The organism is Luxibacter massiliensis (assembly GCF_900604355.1).
Taxonomy (GTDB): domain Bacteria; phylum Bacillota; class Clostridia; order Lachnospirales; family Lachnospiraceae; genus Luxibacter; species Luxibacter massiliensis.
In genome coordinates this window covers 3252377-3271597 of the sequence record NZ_UWOE01000001.1, presented here as the reverse complement: position 1 = coordinate 3271597, position 19221 = coordinate 3252377, and the positions used below count along the sequence as shown (strand labels likewise).

Genomic DNA, 19221 nt, shown 5'->3' with positions numbered 1-19221 from the left:
TGGTAAGTAACACAGCAGAGATCTGGACGAGCATCTCATAGAGGTTGGCGAGGATATGAAGATGGTGATAAAACGGTTTCTTGCTTCCGGTATGTCTATGGAAGAAGTTTCTGCGAAAATGGACGTATCTATTGAGGATTTGACCAAACTTCTGAATAGTTAATTTGCAGCGGGCATATAAACAAATTAAGATTTACCGAAAGGAGTAGAAAACTATGAAAATGCCAGAAAAAATTGATATAAGTATGTTTGCTCCATGTGGAATGAATTGTAAAGTTTGTTATAAGCACTGTTACCATAAAAAACCTTGTGCTGGGTGCTTGAATAGTGATAAAGGGAAACCTGAACATTGTCGTAAATGTAAAATAAAGGACTGTATCAAAGAAAAAGCGTTATCCCATTGTTTTGAATGTGCTGAATATCCATGTGAGTTGATTAAAAACCTTGAAAAAAGCTATAACAAACGGTATCAAGCAAGTCTTATAGAAAACAGCAGTTTTGTTCAAGAACAAGATTTGGAGCATTTCATGGAACAGCAAAAAATAAAATATACTTGTTCTAAATGTGGTGGAATTATTTCTATTCACGATAGAGAATGTAGCGAGTGTCAAGAAAAAATGAAATAGCAAAATCCCAGTTTATAGAGGAGATTGTTGTATAAATCAATTTAGGTTTGTCGGTAAGTAACACAGCAGAGATCTGGACGAGCATCTCATAGCGGTTGGCGAGTATTTAGAAAAGCTGCTGTATAGCTGAGCGGGAAAGAAAGTCAGAAGTTGTGGGGCTTTAAAATTTTAAGTTGCTTTTATGCGTTCTTGGTGGAAAAGGTGTATTTCAAATTGAAAGGATGGTCGGGTGCTAATGAAAGAAATCATCAACTTCATTGAAGCGAATGTGGATGGCAAAACGCTGTTTACAAAGGAATTAGTTTACGAACTTGAAAATGGTGTGTTGCAGGGCGTTTACTCAGATCAAATATCTTTCTCTAATCTAAAATATTCTCAGAGCGGATTTCAGTTGGATATGTTTATTGTATCTAATGAGAAGATATGGCTCATGGGAAAGGATGGAGAACGGGAAAAATTGCGAAAAGATTTCAGTGGTGTATCCCTGTTCCGATTTGAACTGGCGAAGCGAAAAAGCACGAATAGTTTGACTGGCTGTTTTCGTTTCATTTCAGCCTCAGGGAAAAATGTGGCAGCAGAGGCTATCGTAAGTGGAATTTATGATGTGCGTCTTGAAAATGATGTGCTGAAGTTATCGGAAGATCAGGTCTTGTATCGGGATCAGCCGATACAAGAAGGGCATTTTAAGCCCGTTGCATTTCAATCGGAACATCGTTTTTATGTTAAAGCTAATAAGCTACACTATGAATACAACGGCAAGTGTTTTGATGTGGACTCAAAAACTATGCGGCGTAACGATAGCTCCGATACCTTTCCTCCGTTTATTTCAATCGAAAAGTAAGAAATGACGAATCAGTTTGACAGGAGTGCAGAGATTTGGAAATGCTAATAGATAAATAGTAAAGGGGAGTTCTCGATGATAAATAAAAAAATGATGGCCTTTTGTGGTACATATTGCGGCGTGTGTGAATGGAAAGATAAAATCGGGTGTAAGGGCTGCAAAGCCAATAGAGGGATTATGTTTTGGGGTAAGTGCGATAAAGCAATATGCTGTATAGAAAAGGGGCTTGAACATTGTGGGGAATGCTCAGATATGCCCTGCCAAAAGCTCAGAGACCTGTTTGATGATCCAGAGCATGGTGATCACGGAGCAAGACTTCGCAATCTGAAAAATTGGAAAGACGGCATTTATGCCTATGAAAAATTAGGTAATACAGCGCAAGAGACGGCAAAAAGTTTGAAAGCAATAGAAAATACCAATGACTAGGAAAGATGATTATTTCAATGGATAAGTATTGGGGCGATGACGGTACAGTTCCACGGTGGAAATTGGTAAAGGTGATTGGAACAAATCTACACTGACTTTCGGGTTAATAATTAAATTTTGTGAGAGTATATACTATGTTCAATGATGGTAGAAGTAAAAAGGTTGTTTTTGTTGCGCATTGCTTTTTAAATCAAAATTCTATTTCTGATGGAACGGCGATTTATCCGGCAGCAAATAAAGATGTTGTTGATTTTTTCTTAAATGCCGATATTGGTATTGTCCAAATGCCCTGTCCGGAGTTTGGCTGTTTAGGACTTGATAGGGGAAATATTCATGGTGCTGATACCCCGGAAACCAAACAGCGGTTGCTACCGTGAATATCAAAAAATATGATTGATAGTTTCAGAATTGGAAAAGGAGGAGTTGCATGGATAAAAAAGAAACGGCAACAAAAGAAGACTTGATGGCAGTCGTTAGCCTGTTTGAAAATATGGGAATACTATATTGGGTGGACGGTGGCTGGGGGGTTGATCTATTGGCGGGTAAACAGACAAGGGATCATAGAGATATTGATATCAACTTTGACGCTCAATATACAGAAAGACTATTAGATATACTTTCGGAGCATGGTTATAAAGTAGAGACGGATTGGAAACCTGTTAGAATAGAGTTATATAGCGATGAATACGGTTATTTGGACATCCATCCATTTGTTTTGAATGATGACGGGACGTCAAAACAAGCCGATTTGGAAGGCGGCTGGTACGAGTTTGAGAAGGACTATTTTGGTAGTGCTGTTTTTGAGGGTAGAACAATTCCCTGTATATCTTTGAAAGGACAAAAAATTTTTCACTCGGGTTATGAGCTAAGGGATAAGGACAAGCATGATCTTTCTGTCCTTGAAAGTATATCAGAATAAGGCGAAATGGTGATTTGCATGGAGGAAGCAACGAGATATATTGCGCTTTTGCGCGGTGTTAATATAAGTGGAAAAAATAAAGTTCCGATGGCTGAACTGAAGAAAATTTTTGAGGAGCTTGGGTTCGGAGCGGTTAAGACCTATCTGAACAGTGGCAATGTGATTTTTTCAAGTGATGAAGAGAATATAGGGAGCCTTACAGACCGGATTGAAACAACGATAAAAAAGTGGTTTGGTCTGGATATTCCGGTTTTCGTCACATCAAAAGAGGAGCTCGAAGATATTTTGCAACACGCGCCTGACTGGTGGGGTGATGAAAATAAGGAAATCTATGATAATCTGATTTTTATTATGCCTCCGGCTACATTTGCTGAAGTGCGGGACGAGATCGGAGAACCCAGGGAAGGATTAGAAAAGATTAAGAATTATAAGGCAGCGGTATTCTGGTCTTTCAGCCGAAAGGATTATCAAAAAACAAACTGGTGGAGGGAGACGGCAAGTGCGAACATCAGCGGCAAACTGACAATCAGAACAGCAAACACTGTCAGGAAGATTGCCGGAATGTAGTTGTTTCTCAAATTCCGGTTTGAGGGGTGAAAAATATGCAGAACAACGAATTACTGAATCATTTGGATAAGCTACATACGACCGAATTGGGTGTAGAAAGAATCAAGAGAAACCTTGCTTTGGATACCGATCATGTTGTTGATTGGTGCAGAAATAGGATATCTTCTGTTGAAGCATCCATGTGGAGACGGTAGTTTTGATGTCAGGGCGGAAAAATAAAAGTATAAAAAGTGTAGAAAACAAGGGGTTTCCGGGAGTTGGGAATTGCCGATTGGTAGTTCCGGCTCCCGGATTTTTTTCGCTTCATAGTTCTGTGGGAACTGGTCTATGGCGAAAATTGGCATAGGGTTGAGTTGACAGCTTGGATATGGGATAGGTTGTGGAGATAGGATTGTTATAGGTAGGTTGAGGAAACAAGATGGACAATATAAGGCAACACTATAATAAAAAATCAAAAACCGCAGGACCCATTCTATGGTATAGAAGCCAAAAAGCTGCTGAAAGCGGGCGAAGCTTTATTAGATATCACCTATCACCTATCAGCTTGGCTTTAGTAGCCAAAGTCATTTTACCAATTTTTTGTATAGAAAATTAGACTTGACAAGCGACCATCGGTCGCTATATAATGAAGACCAAACAAGAAACGACCGGTGGTCGCTATGAGGAGGTATCATAATATGCCAAAAGGAATTATGCTTACACCAGAACAACAAGAAGAGCGCCGAGAAGAAATAATCAGTGTTGCTTTGCAGCTCATAGAGAAAAATGGATTCCAAAAAACATCAATGAGGGAAATTGCGATTTTAGCAAACATGGGAAAGTCCAGTCTGTATGATTTTTTCAAAACGAAAGACGAGATTGTTGTATATGCAGTTGAGAAAGAAATAGAAGAAACAATTAAAAAGGTTCATAGGATTATTGCCGATGAATCCTCGCCGGAACAGTGTCTTAGAAAAATCATGCTGAATCATCTTGGAGTACCAAAGCAGTATCGAACGGTGCTGATGTGGTTAAATACAGAATCTGACTATTTAGAAGAAGATTATCGAAAGCGGCTGAAAACTGCGCGTTACACATATCAGGATATTATAAAATCTGTAATTGAAAATGGAGTGGAATCAGGCGTCTTCCGTAAGACGGATGCCGATTTAGTGGCGCGTTTGTTAATTAACTCCATTATATCAATCATTTACACATCCCGACCATCAGCCAGTCCGGAGAAAATGCTTGATGAAACAATGGATATATTTCTACACGGAATTATGAAAGATGGAGGTGAATTATTATGATTTATTATACTCTACCCTTGTTGCATAAACAGGCAACCCTTGAAATGGTCGGCGGAAAAGGTATGTCTTTATCAAAACTTTTGACAGCGGGTATCCCTGTGCCGGAGGGCTTTCATGTTACGACTGCTTCATACAAGATTTTTGTTGAAAAGAACCATATTCAGCCTCATATTAATAAGTTGCTGGACGGTATTGACTCTAACAATACCAGCCAGCTTGAAAATGTATCTACGCAGATAGGGATGCTTTTCCATAATGGAGAAATGCCGCAGGAAGTATCAGATGCAATTAAAACCGCATATGCCGGATTGGGAAATATAGCAGTGGCTGTCCGTTCCTCTGCAACCGCCGAGGATTTGCCCGACGCTTCTTTTGCAGGCCAGCAGGAAACCTATCTTAACATACAAGGTGAGAATGAAGTTCTTGACGCTGTAAAGAGGTGCTGGGTTTCCCTATGGACAGCTCGCGCTATTGCTTACCGCGTGAAGAATGGTATAAAGCAGGAAATTGTTGCACTTGCTGTTGTAGTACAAAAGCTTGCGTTTTCCGATGCGTCCGGCGTTATGTTTACGCTAAACCCTATCAATGGCAGACGTAGCGAAATGATTGTTAACGCCGCGTGGGGACTTGGCGAATCGGTGGTTTCTAGCTTAGTCACCCCTGATACAATCGTTGTAGATAAAAATGCTGAACGAATTGTATCGTATGAAGCAGCAAACAAAGAGATTATGACAGTCCGCACCTCAGATGGAACAGAAGAAATCCCAACTCCTAAACAGTTGAGGAAAAAACATGCTCTTACCCGCAATCAAGTTATGCGATTGACACAGCTTGGGAAAAAAATTGAGAAGTATTATGAAATGCCTATGGATGTAGAGTGGGCACTGGAAAAAGATAAGTTGTATATTGTTCAGGCCCGCCCCATTACTGTCCTGCCGCCGGAATGGACGTTACCGGAAAAGGATGTTATATATACAAAAGGCAGTCTGGCGGAACACTTGCCAAATCCTGTTACGCCCTTATTCGCCACACTTGGACTTGAAATAGTCAACCGCGCGTCGGCGCTTTTATGGATAGATATGTTTGGTAAAAGTGCGAAAAAGTTACTGCCAGAAAACGGAGCATATACGATAATTAACGGATATGTTTATCTTTCCGCTAATTCAAAGCCTCTTTTGATTGCTGTCAAATCCCTTTCACCCCGATCTTTACGCCGTGCGCTCACGAACAGTGTTGCACGCTGGGAAACAGCACGAAAAGAATTTGAGGATGTGATTAAACAATGGGAAGAAAAGCCCATGCATATGCTGAATGCTCATCAAATAATGGAGGGGATTCAGACTGTGTTTTATGGAGCGTGTATTTATTTCACGAGGATTCAGCTTACATTGCCAGCCGCCTCTATCAGCGAAACATTATTTACAAAATTTTTTCAGGGAGCGGCCCGCCGTGCTGGTATAACAGACACTTCCGTTCTCTTGCTTGGGTTTGATACGATTGCGCTGCAATCGGAAAAGAACCTGTGGGATCTTTCGGAATGGGCAAAGCAAAATAACACTTTAGGCTTCTATCTGAAAAGCAATCCTGCAACAAAGATAGCAGAAGATTTCAAGTCCTCCATTTTGCCTGCGGAAGTTTCGCAGGAGGTGTGGATAGAGTGGAAAAGCCGAATTAATGCCTATTTCAAAGAGTTTGGCTGTACTGCTTATGAATTTGATTTTGCATATGCCACACCACAGGAGATACTTACGCCAACCTTTGAATCCATAAAAGCATTTTTGGAGGAGAAAGGGGAAAATCCGTATTCGCGCCAAATCGCATTTGAAAAGCGCAGGAAACAAGCCGAAAACGAGATTTTGCAACAGATAGGCGGTCACCGTAAAAAGCTGTTTTTGAAGCTGCTCCATTGGGCACAAAATACTGCCCCCATGCGTGAAAACGCTATTTATTTGATGGGGATGGGGCACCCGCTGATTCGCCGTATGTTACAAGAAATTTCTGAACGTCTCTTAACTGGCGGAGCTATTTCACATCTGGACGATATTTACTGGCTCACAAAAACAGAATTGGAAACGCTCATAACACAGCTTGATAAAAATATACCCCTATCTAATCTGAGTGAGGCAATCCCTGCTCGACAAGCGGAGCATGATACATTCCGAGGTTATGTGTCGCCTTCCCAGTTGCCGGAAATAAACAAAAAAGCCGTATCACATGCAACTCAAATACAGAAAGATGGGAAAATTGTATTGACGGGCATAGGAACCAGCGCAGGCGTTGTTACGGCTCCCGCCTGTGTACTGAACAGCCCGGCAGATTTTGAGAAATTCCAGCCGGGAAGTATCTTGATCGCCGTTACCACAACTCCTGCATGGACGCAGTTGTTTGCCTCCGCAAGTGCGATTGTAACAGACATTGGCGGCCCTCTTAGCCATTCAAGCATTGTTGCCCGTGAATATGGTATCCCCGCTGTCATGGCGACACACACAGCCACGAGAAGTATTAAAAATGGACAAATGATAACGGTGGACGGCTCGGAGGGGACGGTGACGATTGATGAATAAAAAGCCTATTTTCGCTTTAAAGCTTGCTACTTTGGTGATTGCGTTAGGATATAGCTTAATTCTTCCGGTCATGCCATTTTACATGGAAAATCTAGGTGCTGGCGGTCGTGAGCTTGGATGGCTCACTGCCGTATATGCTCTTGCACAAACAGTATGCGCACCTTTTTGGGGTGCACTGTCTGACCGAATTGGTAGAAAGCCGATTATCAGCATTGGTATTATAGGATATTCCATCAGTTTGTTCCTGTTCGGTTTGGCTTCATCCTTTTGGACACTATTTATAGCTCGCAGTTTATCGGGTATATTGTCATCTGCTACGTCCGTTGCATCTTTGGCATATGTTGGAGATTCCAGCTCGGAGGAAGAAAGAAGCAAGAATATGAGTCAACTTGGAGCTTCAATGAGCGTTGGCGTAATGATGGGACCATTATTGGGAGGCATTCTTGCAGGCTATTCGCTTGCGCTCCCATTTTTTACAGGAGCTGGCATTTCATTTATTGCCTTTCTGCTAATTCTAACACTTTTGCCAGAGTCAATTGAGCGTTCAGGACAGACGGAAAAAAGAAAACCCTTTGATTTTTCAGACCTGAAAAGTATAATTTTTGGCTCAGCAGGAATGGTTTTGATACTTATTTTCGTCGTGAATTTCTGTCAAACAGGCTTGCAAGGAATTACGGGGCTGTATGTCGTAGATAAGTTTGGATTTTCCACTAAGCAAGTTGGTGTTATTTGGATGGCTCTAGCAGGCATTTTGATTGTAGTACAAGGCTTTTTGACTGGTCCTTTAGCAAAAAAAATTGGTGAGAAGCGACTAATACTGATAGGTATGTTTTGCAAAACCTTAGTAGCGTTTGCCATGGTATTGACAACTGGGTTTGTTAGTGTGTTGGTGGTTTTTGGCTTATTTGCGGTATCTTCTGCTATTACAGTACCCACATTAAACGCAACCCTTTCAAAAACTGACAATCAGCATAAAGGAACACTGATGGGATTTGCCAGTACCGCCGGAAATCTTAGTAAAGTTATTGCTCCTTTATTAACTGGGTATCTGTATGAAAGCAATATTGAATTGCCATATATAACCACGGGAGGAATAGCCTTAATCGGAGTGGTTATCTGCTATATCTGGATAAAAAATCAAAAGAACAAATGATGGAAGAGGACGTTTATATGGAGGTTATACACAGTAACTAATCTGGTATAGAAATTCAATTGAGGCTTTTCTGCTTTATTAAAGTCTTGCTACCACTTAAACCTATAATATCCTTAATTCATTATGATAAATTCCAATTCAACAGTTTTGATACATAAGGAGGTAACAATACTATGGAATAGAATAAAAAACGAAAGGAGATACGGACCATGAATCTTAAAAAACTTGAATTTGAAAAGCTTATAGAGCAAATCTCCACTCTTTACAGAGAGAAGAAATATTCACAGCTTAAAAGCATTTTAGCAGACATTAATCCAACTGATATTGCTGTTCTTTTTGATGAATTTCCAAATGAACAGAGGATTTTGCTCTTCCGTCTTCTTCCTAAAGAAGAGGCGGCTGAAACATTCGTTGAACTTGACGGTGAAACGCAGGAAGCTCTCATCCATGCTTTTTCAGATACAGAGCTTCGTGAGGTTATTGACGAGCTTTACCTTGATGATACAGTTGATATTATTGAGGAAATGCCTGCGACAATTGTAAAAAGAATACTCAGAAATACTGATGCGCAGACACGAAAATCAATTAACACTCTTTTAAAGTATCCTGAGGACAGCGCAGGCTCAATTATGACCCCTGAGTTTGTTGATCTGAAAAAGGATAACACTGTTGAGGATGCCTTTAAAAGAATAAGACGTACAGGTGTTGATAAGGAAACAATTTATACTTGTTACGTTACTGACAGCTCAAGGCATCTTATTGGTGTAACTACAGTAAAAGAACTTTTGTTACACGATTATGGCGATAAGATTGAAGAGTTTATGGAAACAAATACAATTTTTGTAAACACGCATGATGATAAAGAAATAGCGGCAAATTTCCTTGATAAGTATAACTTCCTTGCTCTTCCTGTTGTGGATATGGAAAACAGGCTTGTGGGTATCATTACAGTCGATGATGCTATTGACGTATTGCAGGAAGAGAATACTGAGGATATCCAGAAGATGCACGCTATTATGCCTAACGAGAAACCTTATCTCAAAACAGGCATATTTGAAACATGGAAATCCAGAATTACGTGGCTTTTGTTTCTTATGATAAGTGCAACATTTACGAGTATGATTTTAAATGCTTTTGAGGACAAGCTTTCAGCACTGATTGTACTGACCTCGTTTGTGCCTATGCTTACGGGAACAAGCGGTAATTCGGGAGGGCAGGCGAGTGCCGTTATTATCCGTGCTCTTTCACTTAAAGAAATAGATTTTAAAGATATTTCTAAAGTTATATGGAAGGAATTCAGAGTAGGTGTTCTGTGCGGAATTACACTTGCTGCTGTCAATTTTGTTAAAATATGGTTTGTTGACAGAACATTGCTCGGTATGAGTGCTATTACTATTCAGGTTGATCTTGTAATCAGTCTGACACTTATAATCGAAATTATATTTGCCAAAATGGTTGGATGCGTATTTCCTATTCTTGCAAAAAAAATGAAGCTTGACCCGGCTGTAATATCATCTCCGTTTATTACGACGGTTATGGATGCGCTTTCACTTTTAATTTATTTCTGGCTGGCAACAATGATACTTCATATATAAAAAAGCAGTTTTTCAAACCTGGTTTTTTATAGTGCGCCCGACGGCACACGCTTCTAAAGGGTGAAAATCCTTAGTCTGCCTTAGTAGTGGGAAGGACACAGCCGAACAGCAAGGGTGTCCATCGTGAGGTGGAATCTGAAGGAAGCTGTAAGCAAATCTCTGGTCTGACAAACAGAAATCACATCAGGTTGCAGTTAAGGATAAGGTGGTTATACAAACTAAAGTCCAATAACTACTCGGAATTAGCTGTAATAAATGTGGCAGATATATGGAGAGAAAGAAGTGTGTGGTACTCGGGGAGGTCTCGCCAGCAGGAGAAAACAGAGTAAGAAAGAGGTGTTTCAGAAAATTGCTGAAAGAAGAAATATAGCACTGAAACTTATCATGAAGAAGTGATTTTCAAATTCCGGTTTGAGGGGTGAAAAATATGCAGAACAACGAATTACTGAATCATTTGGATAAGCTACATACGACCGAATTGGGTGTAGAAAGAATCAAGAGAAACCTTGCTTTGGATACCGATCATGTTGTTGATTGGTGCAGAAATAGGATATCTTCTGTTGAAGCATCCATATCGAGAAAAGGAAAGAACTGGTATATAACGGTTGACGGGTGTATCATTACGGTCAACGCTTATAGCTATACGATCATCACGGCGCATAAGGTACAGGAACAGCAAAGATAGCAATAAAGAACTGACAGAAAGAGCGGTACAAGAATATGACTTCACGAGAAAAGAAAAATAAAGTAATTCAACAAGTTATCAAACCGGCGCTCAAAGAAGCAGGTTTTCACAGCCTTCGGGGAACACAGGCTTTTTCCATCCATAAGGAAGCCTGCACAATCGCCGTAAATATTCAAAGCTCCCAATTTAACAGCAATGTTACTGGATTTTCCTTTTGGCTGAATATCGTAGTAGATACGCCTGACCTTTCAGATGAACAACTGCAAGATGTTACTTTTTTCAAATCTTTTACAGAAGCTTGCTTTTTGCCGCATCAAGGCAGGTTACACCCGCTCCGTGATATACGGGGTTATGTCATTGACGGTTATAAAAACTACAAGCCGATGGATACCCCCTATGAGAAGATTCAAGCCATCATTGCAAATGATATGCAGCAGTATATCATTCCGGGGCTATCCGAGATTGACAGCATAGCAGATTATCAAGAATGCGTTGCGCTGTGGCAAGAAGAATCAAAAAGTCAGTTTGTACGTCTGGTAGATTACTTTTCGGAAGCGCATATGCTGACATTACCGTTTCAAAAAGATACTTGGATTGGCACCGTAAATATGAAAGAGCTCGTTGAGAAGAAAAAGACACTATGCCTTACCACAGATGAAATCATGCAAAATAAATCAATTTATTGCAAGGTGCGTGAATTATCAACGCATCCGCAAGAGGACACATGGCCATTGATTTGCATGACGCTCTCTGCAGAATAAGATGATTTGAAATGTGCGGAACTTCCTTTGAGAAGGAGGAGCAAATAATGAAGCGTTATGGAAATGATTCGGGATCATTGCCTCCGTAACGCTTGTTCGTATTTTTATACAGGTATAAAAGTACGATATTCGACAGACCTTAACACAAAGAGCAACATTATGCAAGAAAAAGAAATACGAATACACTATAATGATATTATTGGAGTAATTTTTGCGGAGGTGACTTATGGATCATTCCAACAGTAAAATCGTTTTTGACGAAAAACTTAATATAGAGGTACTGACACTGACAGGAATGATTGAAAGTTTGCCTCCGCATTTTCATGATTACTATGAATTAGGCTATATAGAGAGCGGGAGCCGACGAGTAATATGTCAAGGTAAGGAATACACCATAGGAAAAAATGATCTGCTCCTTTTCAACCCGAAAGATACTCATACTTGTTTGGAATTGAAAAAGGAACTGTTGGATTTTAGATGTTTCCACATCACTACTGAACGCATGGAAGAATTGACATTGGAATGTTTAGGATTTGCCATATGTCCGTATTTTGAACCGCAGATTGTTTATCAGAGTGATCTTATTCCGCAAATCACAGAGTTGATTGACTTAATTGAGAATGGTTCATATTGCGATTTACAAAAGGAAGAATTGCTTTATATGATCATTGGCGATTTGGTTGCAGATTATTCTCAACCATTGGAGTGCGAACAAATAGAAGCTTCGGATATTGTAGAACGTGCTTGTGAGTATATTGAAAGGCATTACGCCTCAAACATATCTTTATGCGATTTAAGTACCTTTACGGGTTTCAGCAAGTACCACTTTATTCGGATGTTTACGAGAGAAAAGGGAATATCTCCTTATCGCTTTATTGAATGTACTAAAATGACTGAAGCCAAAAAAATGCTGAAGGCCGGAGAAGATTTATCAAATATTACCTATCAGCTTGGTTTTAGCAGCCAAAGCCACTTTACCAATTTTTTTAAGAAATACGCCATGGTTACTCCAAAACAATATAGTAAGCTTTATAACGCTTAAAATGTATTTTTTGTTGAGTATAGATCCATACTAACAGGAGATGATGATATGGGAAATTAGCCGTGATAGAAATCTCTGAGTCAGGAGATAAAATTGGAGAAAAACTGCTTATGCTGTTAAACGTCCAGCAGCGGCAGGCATTAATAAAATACCTTCTTAGTCAAGAAAAGAAGGATACCGATTCAGCTGATAGCCCATGTGACAGCTTTCAAATCCATGATCCGCAGGCGGAGGTCGGTGGAGTATTCACAGAGATCGAGATGGGAGAGCTATACTTTTGTTTGGAGCAGCGGCTTGTACGTGTGAGAGGACAAGTGATTGAGTTAACAGCAAAAGAATTTGATATTCTTGCGCTATTGCTCACACATCCCAAAAGGGTATTTACTTATGAACTGATCATGGAGTTGGTCTGGAACGAGGATTATACTTTTTATTCCAAAAAAGCGGTAAGCAATCACATGAGTAACCTGCGGAAGAAACTCAAAGTTACACCGGATGCTTTGAACTATATTAAAAACATTGTTGGTGTCGGCTATAAATTTGAAGCACCATAAAAAACATATAATTTGCCATTGTTAGCAGAATAGCGGTAATCGTCAAGAATCTGGATAAACTGGCCCGTCAGCTCGCCGTGCCTTGACGATTATTTGCGATTCTGCTATTGTTGTTTCATATACGGTTTTGACACATAATAAAGACAGATTATCGCAATGTAAGGAGTAATGCAATGAATGAAAAAATCTTAGTGGTTGATGATGAAAAAGAATTGGCCGACTTAGTTGAAGTATATCTGAAAAACGATGGATATACCGTTTATAAATTTTATAATGGCAAGGATGCACTAAAGTGTATTGAATCCGTGGAACTGGATTTAGCCATATTGGATATCATGCTTCCGGATGTAGACGGGTTTCAGATCTGCCAGAAAATCCGGGAAAAGTTTTACTTCCCTGTTATCATGCTGACAGCAAAAGTGGAGGACGGGGATAAAATCATGGGACTGTCTGTGGCAGATGATTATATTACGAAGCCGTTTAACCCGTTGGAAGTGGTTGCGAGGGTAAAGGCGCAGCTAAGGCAGTACATGCGGTACAAGCAGCCCAGCTTAAAGCAAGAGGCTGAATGCACAGAATACGATATCCGGGGTATGACAATCAGCAAGAGCAGCCATAAGTGTATCCTGTTTGGAAAGGAAATTCAGCTGACGCCAACAGAGTTTTCCATCCTTTGGTATCTGTGCGAGCGTCAGGGGACGGTTGTTTCTACGGAGGAATTATTTGAGGCAGTATGGGGAGAACGGTATTTTGACAGTAATAATACCGTGATGGCGCATATCGGGCGTCTCCGGGAGAAAATGAAGGAACCGTCAAGAAACCCGAAATTTATAAAAACTGTGTGGGGAGTGGGATATACCATTGAATAATAAAAACAAGACCAGTCATGAAGATGACTATTTACTTTTTAAAAACAGACTGTCCCTTAAAATACTGCTGATAATGGCATGTTCTATTCTAATTATAGCGGCAGTTTATCTGTTCGTTTTAAAAGATAATTTTGCAAATGTGGTGGTAGCCATATTAGATCGTTTCATTTATCATGACCGGGATGAGGCAGTGGTTGTTTACCTGAGAACCTTTAAAGCGTATGAGACAGGGCTTTTCCTGATTGCAGTCATGAGCGTGTTTTATATCATTTTACGCCGCTATCTGGACAGTATCTCAAAGTATTTTAAGGAGATCAACCGGGGGATTGATACCCTGGTGCATGAAGATACCAATGATATCGCCCTGCCTCCGGAACTGGCTTCGACCGAAAGGAAAATCAATTCCATACGGCATACACTGACGAAACGGAAAACGGACGCCGAGCTTGCGGAACAGCGGAAAAACGACCTTGTCATGTACCTGGCTCATGACTTGAAGACCCCGCTTTCATCGGTCATAGGGTATTTGAACCTGTTAAGGGATGAGAATCAGATCTCCGAAGAACTCAGGGAAAAATATCTGTCCATTTCACTGGATAAAGCTGAACGTCTGGAAGAGCTGATCAATGAGTTTTTTGAAATTACGAGGTTTAATCTTTCAAACATCACGCTTGTGTACAGCAAAATCAATCTGACGATGATGCTGGAACAGCTGGGGCATGAGTTTAAGCCGATGTTGGCCGGAAAAAATCTTAAATGTGAATTTGATGTTCAGCCGGACATGATGCTGTCCTGTGATGCCAATAAACTGCAGAGAGTGTTCGATAATCTGCTGAGAAATGCCGTCAGTTACTGTTATGAGAACACTACCATTCAGGTGAAAGCCAGACAGGCAGAAGACCATGTGCTCATCCAAATCATAAACGAAGGGGATACGATTCCTCGTGAAAGGTTAGAAAGAATCTTTGAGCAGTTTTACCGCCTGGATGTATCTCGAAGCTCAAGTACCGGCGGGGCCGGTCTGGGGCTTGCGATTGCAAGGGAGATTGTGGAACTGCACCATGGACAGATTACTGCCCACAGTGAAAACGGTATCACTTGTTTTGAGGTTACATTGCCCGTTGTAGGAAAATCGTAAGAAATTCCGAGATAAACCGTGTGTTATCCATAAAAGATTACGAAAACATAAATCGCTCCATTCTGATATGCTTTATATCAGGAGGGGCGATTTTTTTTGCTTTCAGAAAGGAGTTCAGGGTGATGATGGAATATCAAAATAATAATGGAAATTATGACAAAAGGAATCGTAGAAAAGCCAAAAAAAGAAAATTGCTTTTTTACAGGGCTGCATGTGTCATACTTTGTTTACTCATTGTTTCTGTAATCTTTGGAGTTGTGCATTTTTTAGGGGAGAGTAAAGATCCGGCTCTTCCATCCAAAGAAAATACAAAGACTGGCAAGGACTATTCATTTCTGGTCGACGGTCAGAGTGAGGATGAGTCTCCAGCTTCAAATTCAGCCATATCCGATCAAGTGAGCACGATTGACCTGAACATCATAGCAGCAAATGCCATTGTTGTGAACAAAGACACCAATGCGGTATTGTATCAGAAAAATGCTACGGACAGAATTGCGCCGGCCAGTACAGCCAAAATGATTACGGCGTTGACCGTGCTTGAATATTGTTCCCCGGAGGATGAGATGAGGGTAGGATCGGAGATTGAAATGATCCATAGTGATTCGTCAACCGCATGGCTTATGAAAGGCGATACCCTGACTGTCAGGCAGCTTCTGATTGCCCTGATGCTTCCGTCCGGCAATGATGCAGCCTATACCCTTGCAGTTAATACCGGAAAGACGATTGCAGGTGATAACAGCCTGTCCAATCAGCAGGCCATTCAAATATTCATGGATAAGGTGAATGAGAAAGCCAGGGAGCTTGGCGTTACAGACTCGAATTTTGTGGTTCCGGATGGGTATGACGCCGAAGGACAGTATACCACGGCCTATGATCTTGCCATCATTGCAAAGGCATGTTTGGAGAATCCCATTATTTCAGAAATTGTGGCGAGCAATACGTCATATGAAAGATGGCCGAACGGCAGAGAGGTCACTTACAACAATTCTAATGAACTTCTCGATCCGAACAGTCCCTATTACCGTCCAGAAGTGATCGGTCTGAAAACCGGGACCAGCAGCCTTGGGGGTGCATGTATTGTTTCTGCAGCGGTGATGGACGGAGAAACCTATATCTGCGTAGTCATGGGCTCTACGAAAGAAAGCAGGTTTCAGGACAGCGTTGATATTTTAGATAAAATCAAAGCCCAGTAGTAGGATAAGGAGGAAACGAATGAATAAAAAAATGGATATTACTGTTTTTGGATGTGAGCCAGACGAAATGGAGGTCTTTCAAAAGATTTCTTATGAGCTTGGTGTTACAGCCACACTCATAAAAGATTCTATATCAGAAAGCAATGCTGGATTAGCTGATGGATGCTGCTGCGTAAGCGTAAGCCATAAAGCGGAGCTATCAGAACCGATTCTTCTTGCACTAAAAAATGCAGGGGTAAAGTATATCAGTACCCGGAGCATTGGCTTTAACCATATTGATATACAGGCGGCCGGGTTACTGGGTATGGTTGTTGGCACAGTAGAATACTCGCCGGGAAGTGTGGCCGATTATACCGTCATGCTGATGCTTATGCTGCTGCGCGGCACAAAGTCGGTCCTGCGTGAAACCCAGAAGCAGAATTATTGTCTGAATGACTGCCGTGGAAAAGAACTGCAGGATTTGACGGTTGGCGTCTTGGGAACCGGACGAATCGGACAGGCAGTCATGGAACGCCTGGAGGGATTCGGCTGCAAGGTATTGGCCTACGACCGAAATCACAAAGCAGGAGCAAATTATGTTTCGTTTTGTGAATTATTGAAGAGCAGCGACATTGTTACGCTGCATGTGCCTCTGGCAGAGGATACCCGCCATATGATTGGGCGCGAGCAGCTAGAGATGATGAAGAGGGAGGCGCTTCTGATCAATACAGGACGGGGCGCTTTAGTGGATACCGCAGCATTGGTAGAAGCATTAAAAGAACAGAAAATCGGCGGCGCCGCCCTGGATGTTTTAGAGGGCGAAGAAGGTATCTTTTACCGTGACTGCACTCAAAGAACGATAGAGCATCCTTTCCTGTCTGTCCTGCAGGGAATGCCGAATGTCATTGTTACGCCGCACACAGCCTATCACACGGAGCGGGTGTTGGTTGACACGGTTAGAAATACCATTAGAAATTGTTTGAATTTTGAAAGGAGTCTGGGAAATGTTTAAGATTAAAGTTGCAGTTCTGTTTGGGGGCTGTTCAGAGGAACATAATGTTTCGATAAAATCTGCGATGGAGATTGCCGCAAACATAGATACAAAAAAATATCAGCCTTATTATATTGGAATCACAAAATCCGGCGTTTGGAAGATGTGCGAAAAACCTTGTTTGGAGTGGGAACAATATGCGGGGGATCCGGTTGTTTTTTCGCCGGACAGAAATACGCATGGTCTGCTGATACAAAAAGACACTGGGTATGAAATCCAGCCTGTAGATGTGGTATTTCCAATGATTCATGGCAAGTTTGGCGAAGATGGCTCCATACAAGGCTTGCTTGAATTGTCAGGCATTCCGTATGTGGGATGCGATATTCAAAGCTCCGTAATCTGCATGGATAAGGCGCTTGCATATATCGTTGTGAAAAATGCGGGTATCGCTGTGCCTGGGTTCCGGATCCTTCAGGAGGGGGATCGCCTGGAAACGGAGGATTTCGTATATCCCGTTTTTGTAAAGCCTGCCCGTTCCGGCTCATCCTTTGGCGTAAACAAGGTATGTAAGGCAGAAGAGCTGCAGGCAGCAATCGAAGAAGCAAGAAAATATGACAGCAAGATTTTGATTGAAGAGGCCGTTACCGGGAGTGAGGTAGGCTGCGCCATACTGGGAAATGGAAATAATCTCATGGCTGGCGAGGTGGATCAGATTGAGCTGAGACACGGCTTTTTTAAGATTCATCAGGAAGCACAGCCGGAGAAGGGATCTGAAAATGCAGTCATCCGAGTTCCAGCCGCCTTACCGGATGAGGTAAGAGAACGGATTCAGAAAACAGCAATGAAGATTTACCGGATACTTGGCTGCAGAGGATTGGCCCGCATTGACCTGTTTTTGCGGGAGGACGGTTACATTGTGCTGAATGAAGTGAATACCATGCCGGGTTTTACTTCCTACAGCCGCTATCCCCGCATGATGACAGCAGCCGGTTTTACGCTTTCTGAAATACTGGATCGCTTGATTGAACTTTCACTTAGGAGGTAACTGTCATGAAAAAGAACTTTGCCTTTTTAGATGAAATGATTCCCGGGATCCGATGGGATGCCAAATATGCCACATGGGACAATTTCACTGGGAAACCGGTAGACGGATACATGGTAAACCGTGTTATGGGAACGAAGGAGCTGGGAGTTGCTTTGCGTAAGGCTCAGAAGATGGCGGAGAAGCTGGGATATGGTTTGCTCTTATGGGACGGCTATCGCCCCCAGTGCGCAGTGAATTGTTTTCTGAATTGGGCTTCCCAACCGGAAGACAATCTGACGAAAAAGCGTTACTATCCAAATATCAAAAGGAACGAGATGGTCACGAAAGGGTATGTGGCTTCCCAGTCCAGCCACAGCCGCGGAAGTGCGGTTGACCTTACGATTTTCCGTTTGGATACGGGGATGCTTGTGCCAATGGGCGGAGATTTCGACTTCATGGATGTGCGGTCACATCATGCCGCCAGCGGTCTGAGCGAAGAAGAATCAAAAAACCGGCAGTGCTTGCGTTATATCATGGAGAGCAGCGGATTTGAAGCCTATCGTTATGAATGGTGGCATTACGTCTTGGCGGACGAGCCATACCCGGATACATATTTTGATTTTTGCATTGCCTAGTGAGAACTTGAAGAAATGAAAAATGTAAGATTATAAGGACAAGCGGCATGAGGTGCTTTACCTTTTTATAAAGGAGCGTAATTTCCTGTATGTTTGTGGGTAAAAATATAGAAAAATGATATACAGGAGTTTTACGATTATGAAACAAAGAGGTAAGGCTCAGACGGTCGATAGAACACTGTCGTCTATTAACGCTTTTCTGGAATTCTGCGGGTGGCAGGACTGCAAGATAAAACTCATAAAGGTACAGAAATGGAAATTGCAAGTTGTACAAAGGGCAGGAATAAAAATCCATAAAAACACCCTAAATAAAGGCTTTCGGCACACATTGTTGTGGCTGAAAGCCTTTATTTTTTATGTAGTTAGATTG

The 19221-nt window shown here is 41.5% G+C and carries 20 protein-coding genes and 2 pseudogenes; all 22 read left to right on the top strand.

Features of this window, described 5'->3' with window-relative positions; translation table 11 throughout:
- Positions 1–19: 19 nt before the first annotated feature.
- Positions 20–163, top strand: a pseudogene (locus EFA47_RS20510) (glyoxalase); the annotation flags it as partial.
- A gap of 52 nt (positions 164–215) precedes the next feature.
- A complete protein-coding gene (locus tag EFA47_RS15220) occupies positions 216–626 on the top strand; it encodes a DUF3795 domain-containing protein (RefSeq protein ID WP_122644028.1) in 411 nt (136 codons plus the stop codon).
- Positions 627–861: 235 nt separating this feature from the next.
- Complete coding sequence (locus EFA47_RS15215; RefSeq protein WP_122644027.1) at positions 862–1467, top strand: hypothetical protein; 606 nt, start codon at positions 862–864, stop codon at positions 1465–1467.
- Between the two features lie 75 nt (positions 1468–1542).
- Entirely contained in the window at positions 1543–1893 is a 351-nt protein-coding gene (locus tag EFA47_RS15210) for a DUF3795 domain-containing protein (protein WP_122644026.1), read from the top strand.
- Positions 1894–2027: 134 nt separating this feature from the next.
- A pseudogene (locus EFA47_RS15205) lies at positions 2028–2243 on the top strand (CD3072 family TudS-related putative desulfidase); the annotation flags it as partial.
- A gap of 77 nt (positions 2244–2320) precedes the next feature.
- Positions 2321–2812 (top strand): nucleotidyltransferase domain-containing protein, encoded by a 492-nt coding sequence (locus EFA47_RS15200; protein ID WP_016295739.1) that lies wholly within the window; start codon positions 2321–2323, stop codon positions 2810–2812.
- 18 nt (positions 2813–2830) lie between these two features.
- Positions 2831–3379, top strand: coding sequence for a DUF1697 domain-containing protein (locus tag EFA47_RS15195; protein ID WP_218193094.1), 549 nt, complete (start codon positions 2831–2833; stop codon positions 3377–3379).
- A 35-nt stretch (positions 3380–3414) separates the two neighbouring features.
- Positions 3415–3573 carry a DUF3781 domain-containing protein gene (locus EFA47_RS15190; RefSeq protein WP_218193095.1) on the top strand — a complete coding sequence of 53 codons (159 nt, stop codon included), beginning with the start codon at positions 3415–3417 and terminating at the stop codon, positions 3571–3573.
- Positions 3574–4056: 483 nt separating this feature from the next.
- Positions 4057–4668 (top strand): TetR/AcrR family transcriptional regulator, encoded by a 612-nt coding sequence (locus EFA47_RS15185; RefSeq protein ID WP_016295742.1) that lies wholly within the window; start codon positions 4057–4059, stop codon positions 4666–4668.
- Positions 4665–7232, top strand: coding sequence for a PEP/pyruvate-binding domain-containing protein (locus EFA47_RS15180; RefSeq protein ID WP_122644024.1), 2568 nt, complete (start codon positions 4665–4667; stop codon positions 7230–7232). Before EFA47_RS15185 ends, EFA47_RS15180 begins: the two co-directional genes overlap by 4 nt.
- Positions 7225–8385 (top strand): MFS transporter, encoded by a 1161-nt coding sequence (locus EFA47_RS15175; protein ID WP_206215558.1) that lies wholly within the window; start codon positions 7225–7227, stop codon positions 8383–8385. Before EFA47_RS15180 ends, EFA47_RS15175 begins: the two co-directional genes overlap by 8 nt.
- A 209-nt stretch (positions 8386–8594) precedes the next feature.
- The gene (gene mgtE / locus EFA47_RS15170; RefSeq protein ID WP_023042294.1) at positions 8595–9980 is read left to right on the top strand and encodes a magnesium transporter; all 1386 of its coding nucleotides are present in this window, start codon (positions 8595–8597) and stop codon (positions 9978–9980) included.
- A 427-nt stretch (positions 9981–10407) separates the two neighbouring features.
- The gene (locus tag EFA47_RS15160; RefSeq protein WP_023043171.1) at positions 10408–10665 is read left to right on the top strand and encodes a DUF3781 domain-containing protein; all 258 of its coding nucleotides are present in this window, start codon (positions 10408–10410) and stop codon (positions 10663–10665) included.
- A gap of 35 nt (positions 10666–10700) precedes the next feature.
- Positions 10701–11426 carry a DUF4304 domain-containing protein gene (locus EFA47_RS15155; protein ID WP_016295747.1) on the top strand — a complete coding sequence of 242 codons (726 nt, stop codon included), beginning with the start codon at positions 10701–10703 and terminating at the stop codon, positions 11424–11426.
- A gap of 226 nt (positions 11427–11652) precedes the next feature.
- Positions 11653–12468, top strand: coding sequence for an AraC family transcriptional regulator (locus EFA47_RS15145; RefSeq protein ID WP_122644023.1), 816 nt, complete (start codon positions 11653–11655; stop codon positions 12466–12468).
- A 62-nt stretch (positions 12469–12530) separates the two neighbouring features.
- Positions 12531–13022: a winged helix-turn-helix domain-containing protein gene (locus tag EFA47_RS15140; RefSeq protein ID WP_308169226.1), complete on the top strand. Its 492-nt coding sequence runs from the start codon at positions 12531–12533 to the stop codon at positions 13020–13022.
- Between the two features lie 173 nt (positions 13023–13195).
- Positions 13196–13891, top strand: a complete 696-nt coding sequence (vanR-D, locus tag EFA47_RS15135) for a vancomycin resistance response regulator transcription factor VanR-D (RefSeq protein WP_122644022.1) — start codon at positions 13196–13198, stop codon at positions 13889–13891.
- Positions 13884–15029 (top strand): vancomycin resistance histidine kinase VanS, encoded by a 1146-nt coding sequence (vanS, locus tag EFA47_RS15130; protein ID WP_122644021.1) that lies wholly within the window; start codon positions 13884–13886, stop codon positions 15027–15029. Before vanR-D ends, vanS begins: the two co-directional genes overlap by 8 nt.
- A 122-nt stretch (positions 15030–15151) precedes the next feature.
- Entirely contained in the window at positions 15152–16222 is a 1071-nt protein-coding gene (gene vanY-D, locus EFA47_RS15125) for a transpeptidase-like D-Ala-D-Ala carboxypeptidase VanY-D (protein ID WP_122644020.1), read from the top strand.
- A gap of 19 nt (positions 16223–16241) precedes the next feature.
- Positions 16242–17213 carry a D-lactate dehydrogenase VanH-D gene (gene vanH-D / locus EFA47_RS15120; RefSeq protein ID WP_122644019.1) on the top strand — a complete coding sequence of 324 codons (972 nt, stop codon included), beginning with the start codon at positions 16242–16244 and terminating at the stop codon, positions 17211–17213.
- Positions 17206–18237 (top strand): D-alanine--(R)-lactate ligase VanD, encoded by a 1032-nt coding sequence (gene vanD, locus EFA47_RS15115; RefSeq protein ID WP_122644018.1) that lies wholly within the window; start codon positions 17206–17208, stop codon positions 18235–18237. The genes vanH-D and vanD overlap by 8 nt, the downstream gene beginning before the upstream one ends.
- Positions 18238–18242: 5 nt before the next feature.
- Entirely contained in the window at positions 18243–18851 is a 609-nt protein-coding gene (locus EFA47_RS15110) for a D-Ala-D-Ala dipeptidase VanX-D (protein WP_063856776.1), read from the top strand.
- Positions 18852–19221: the final 370 nt, after the last annotated feature.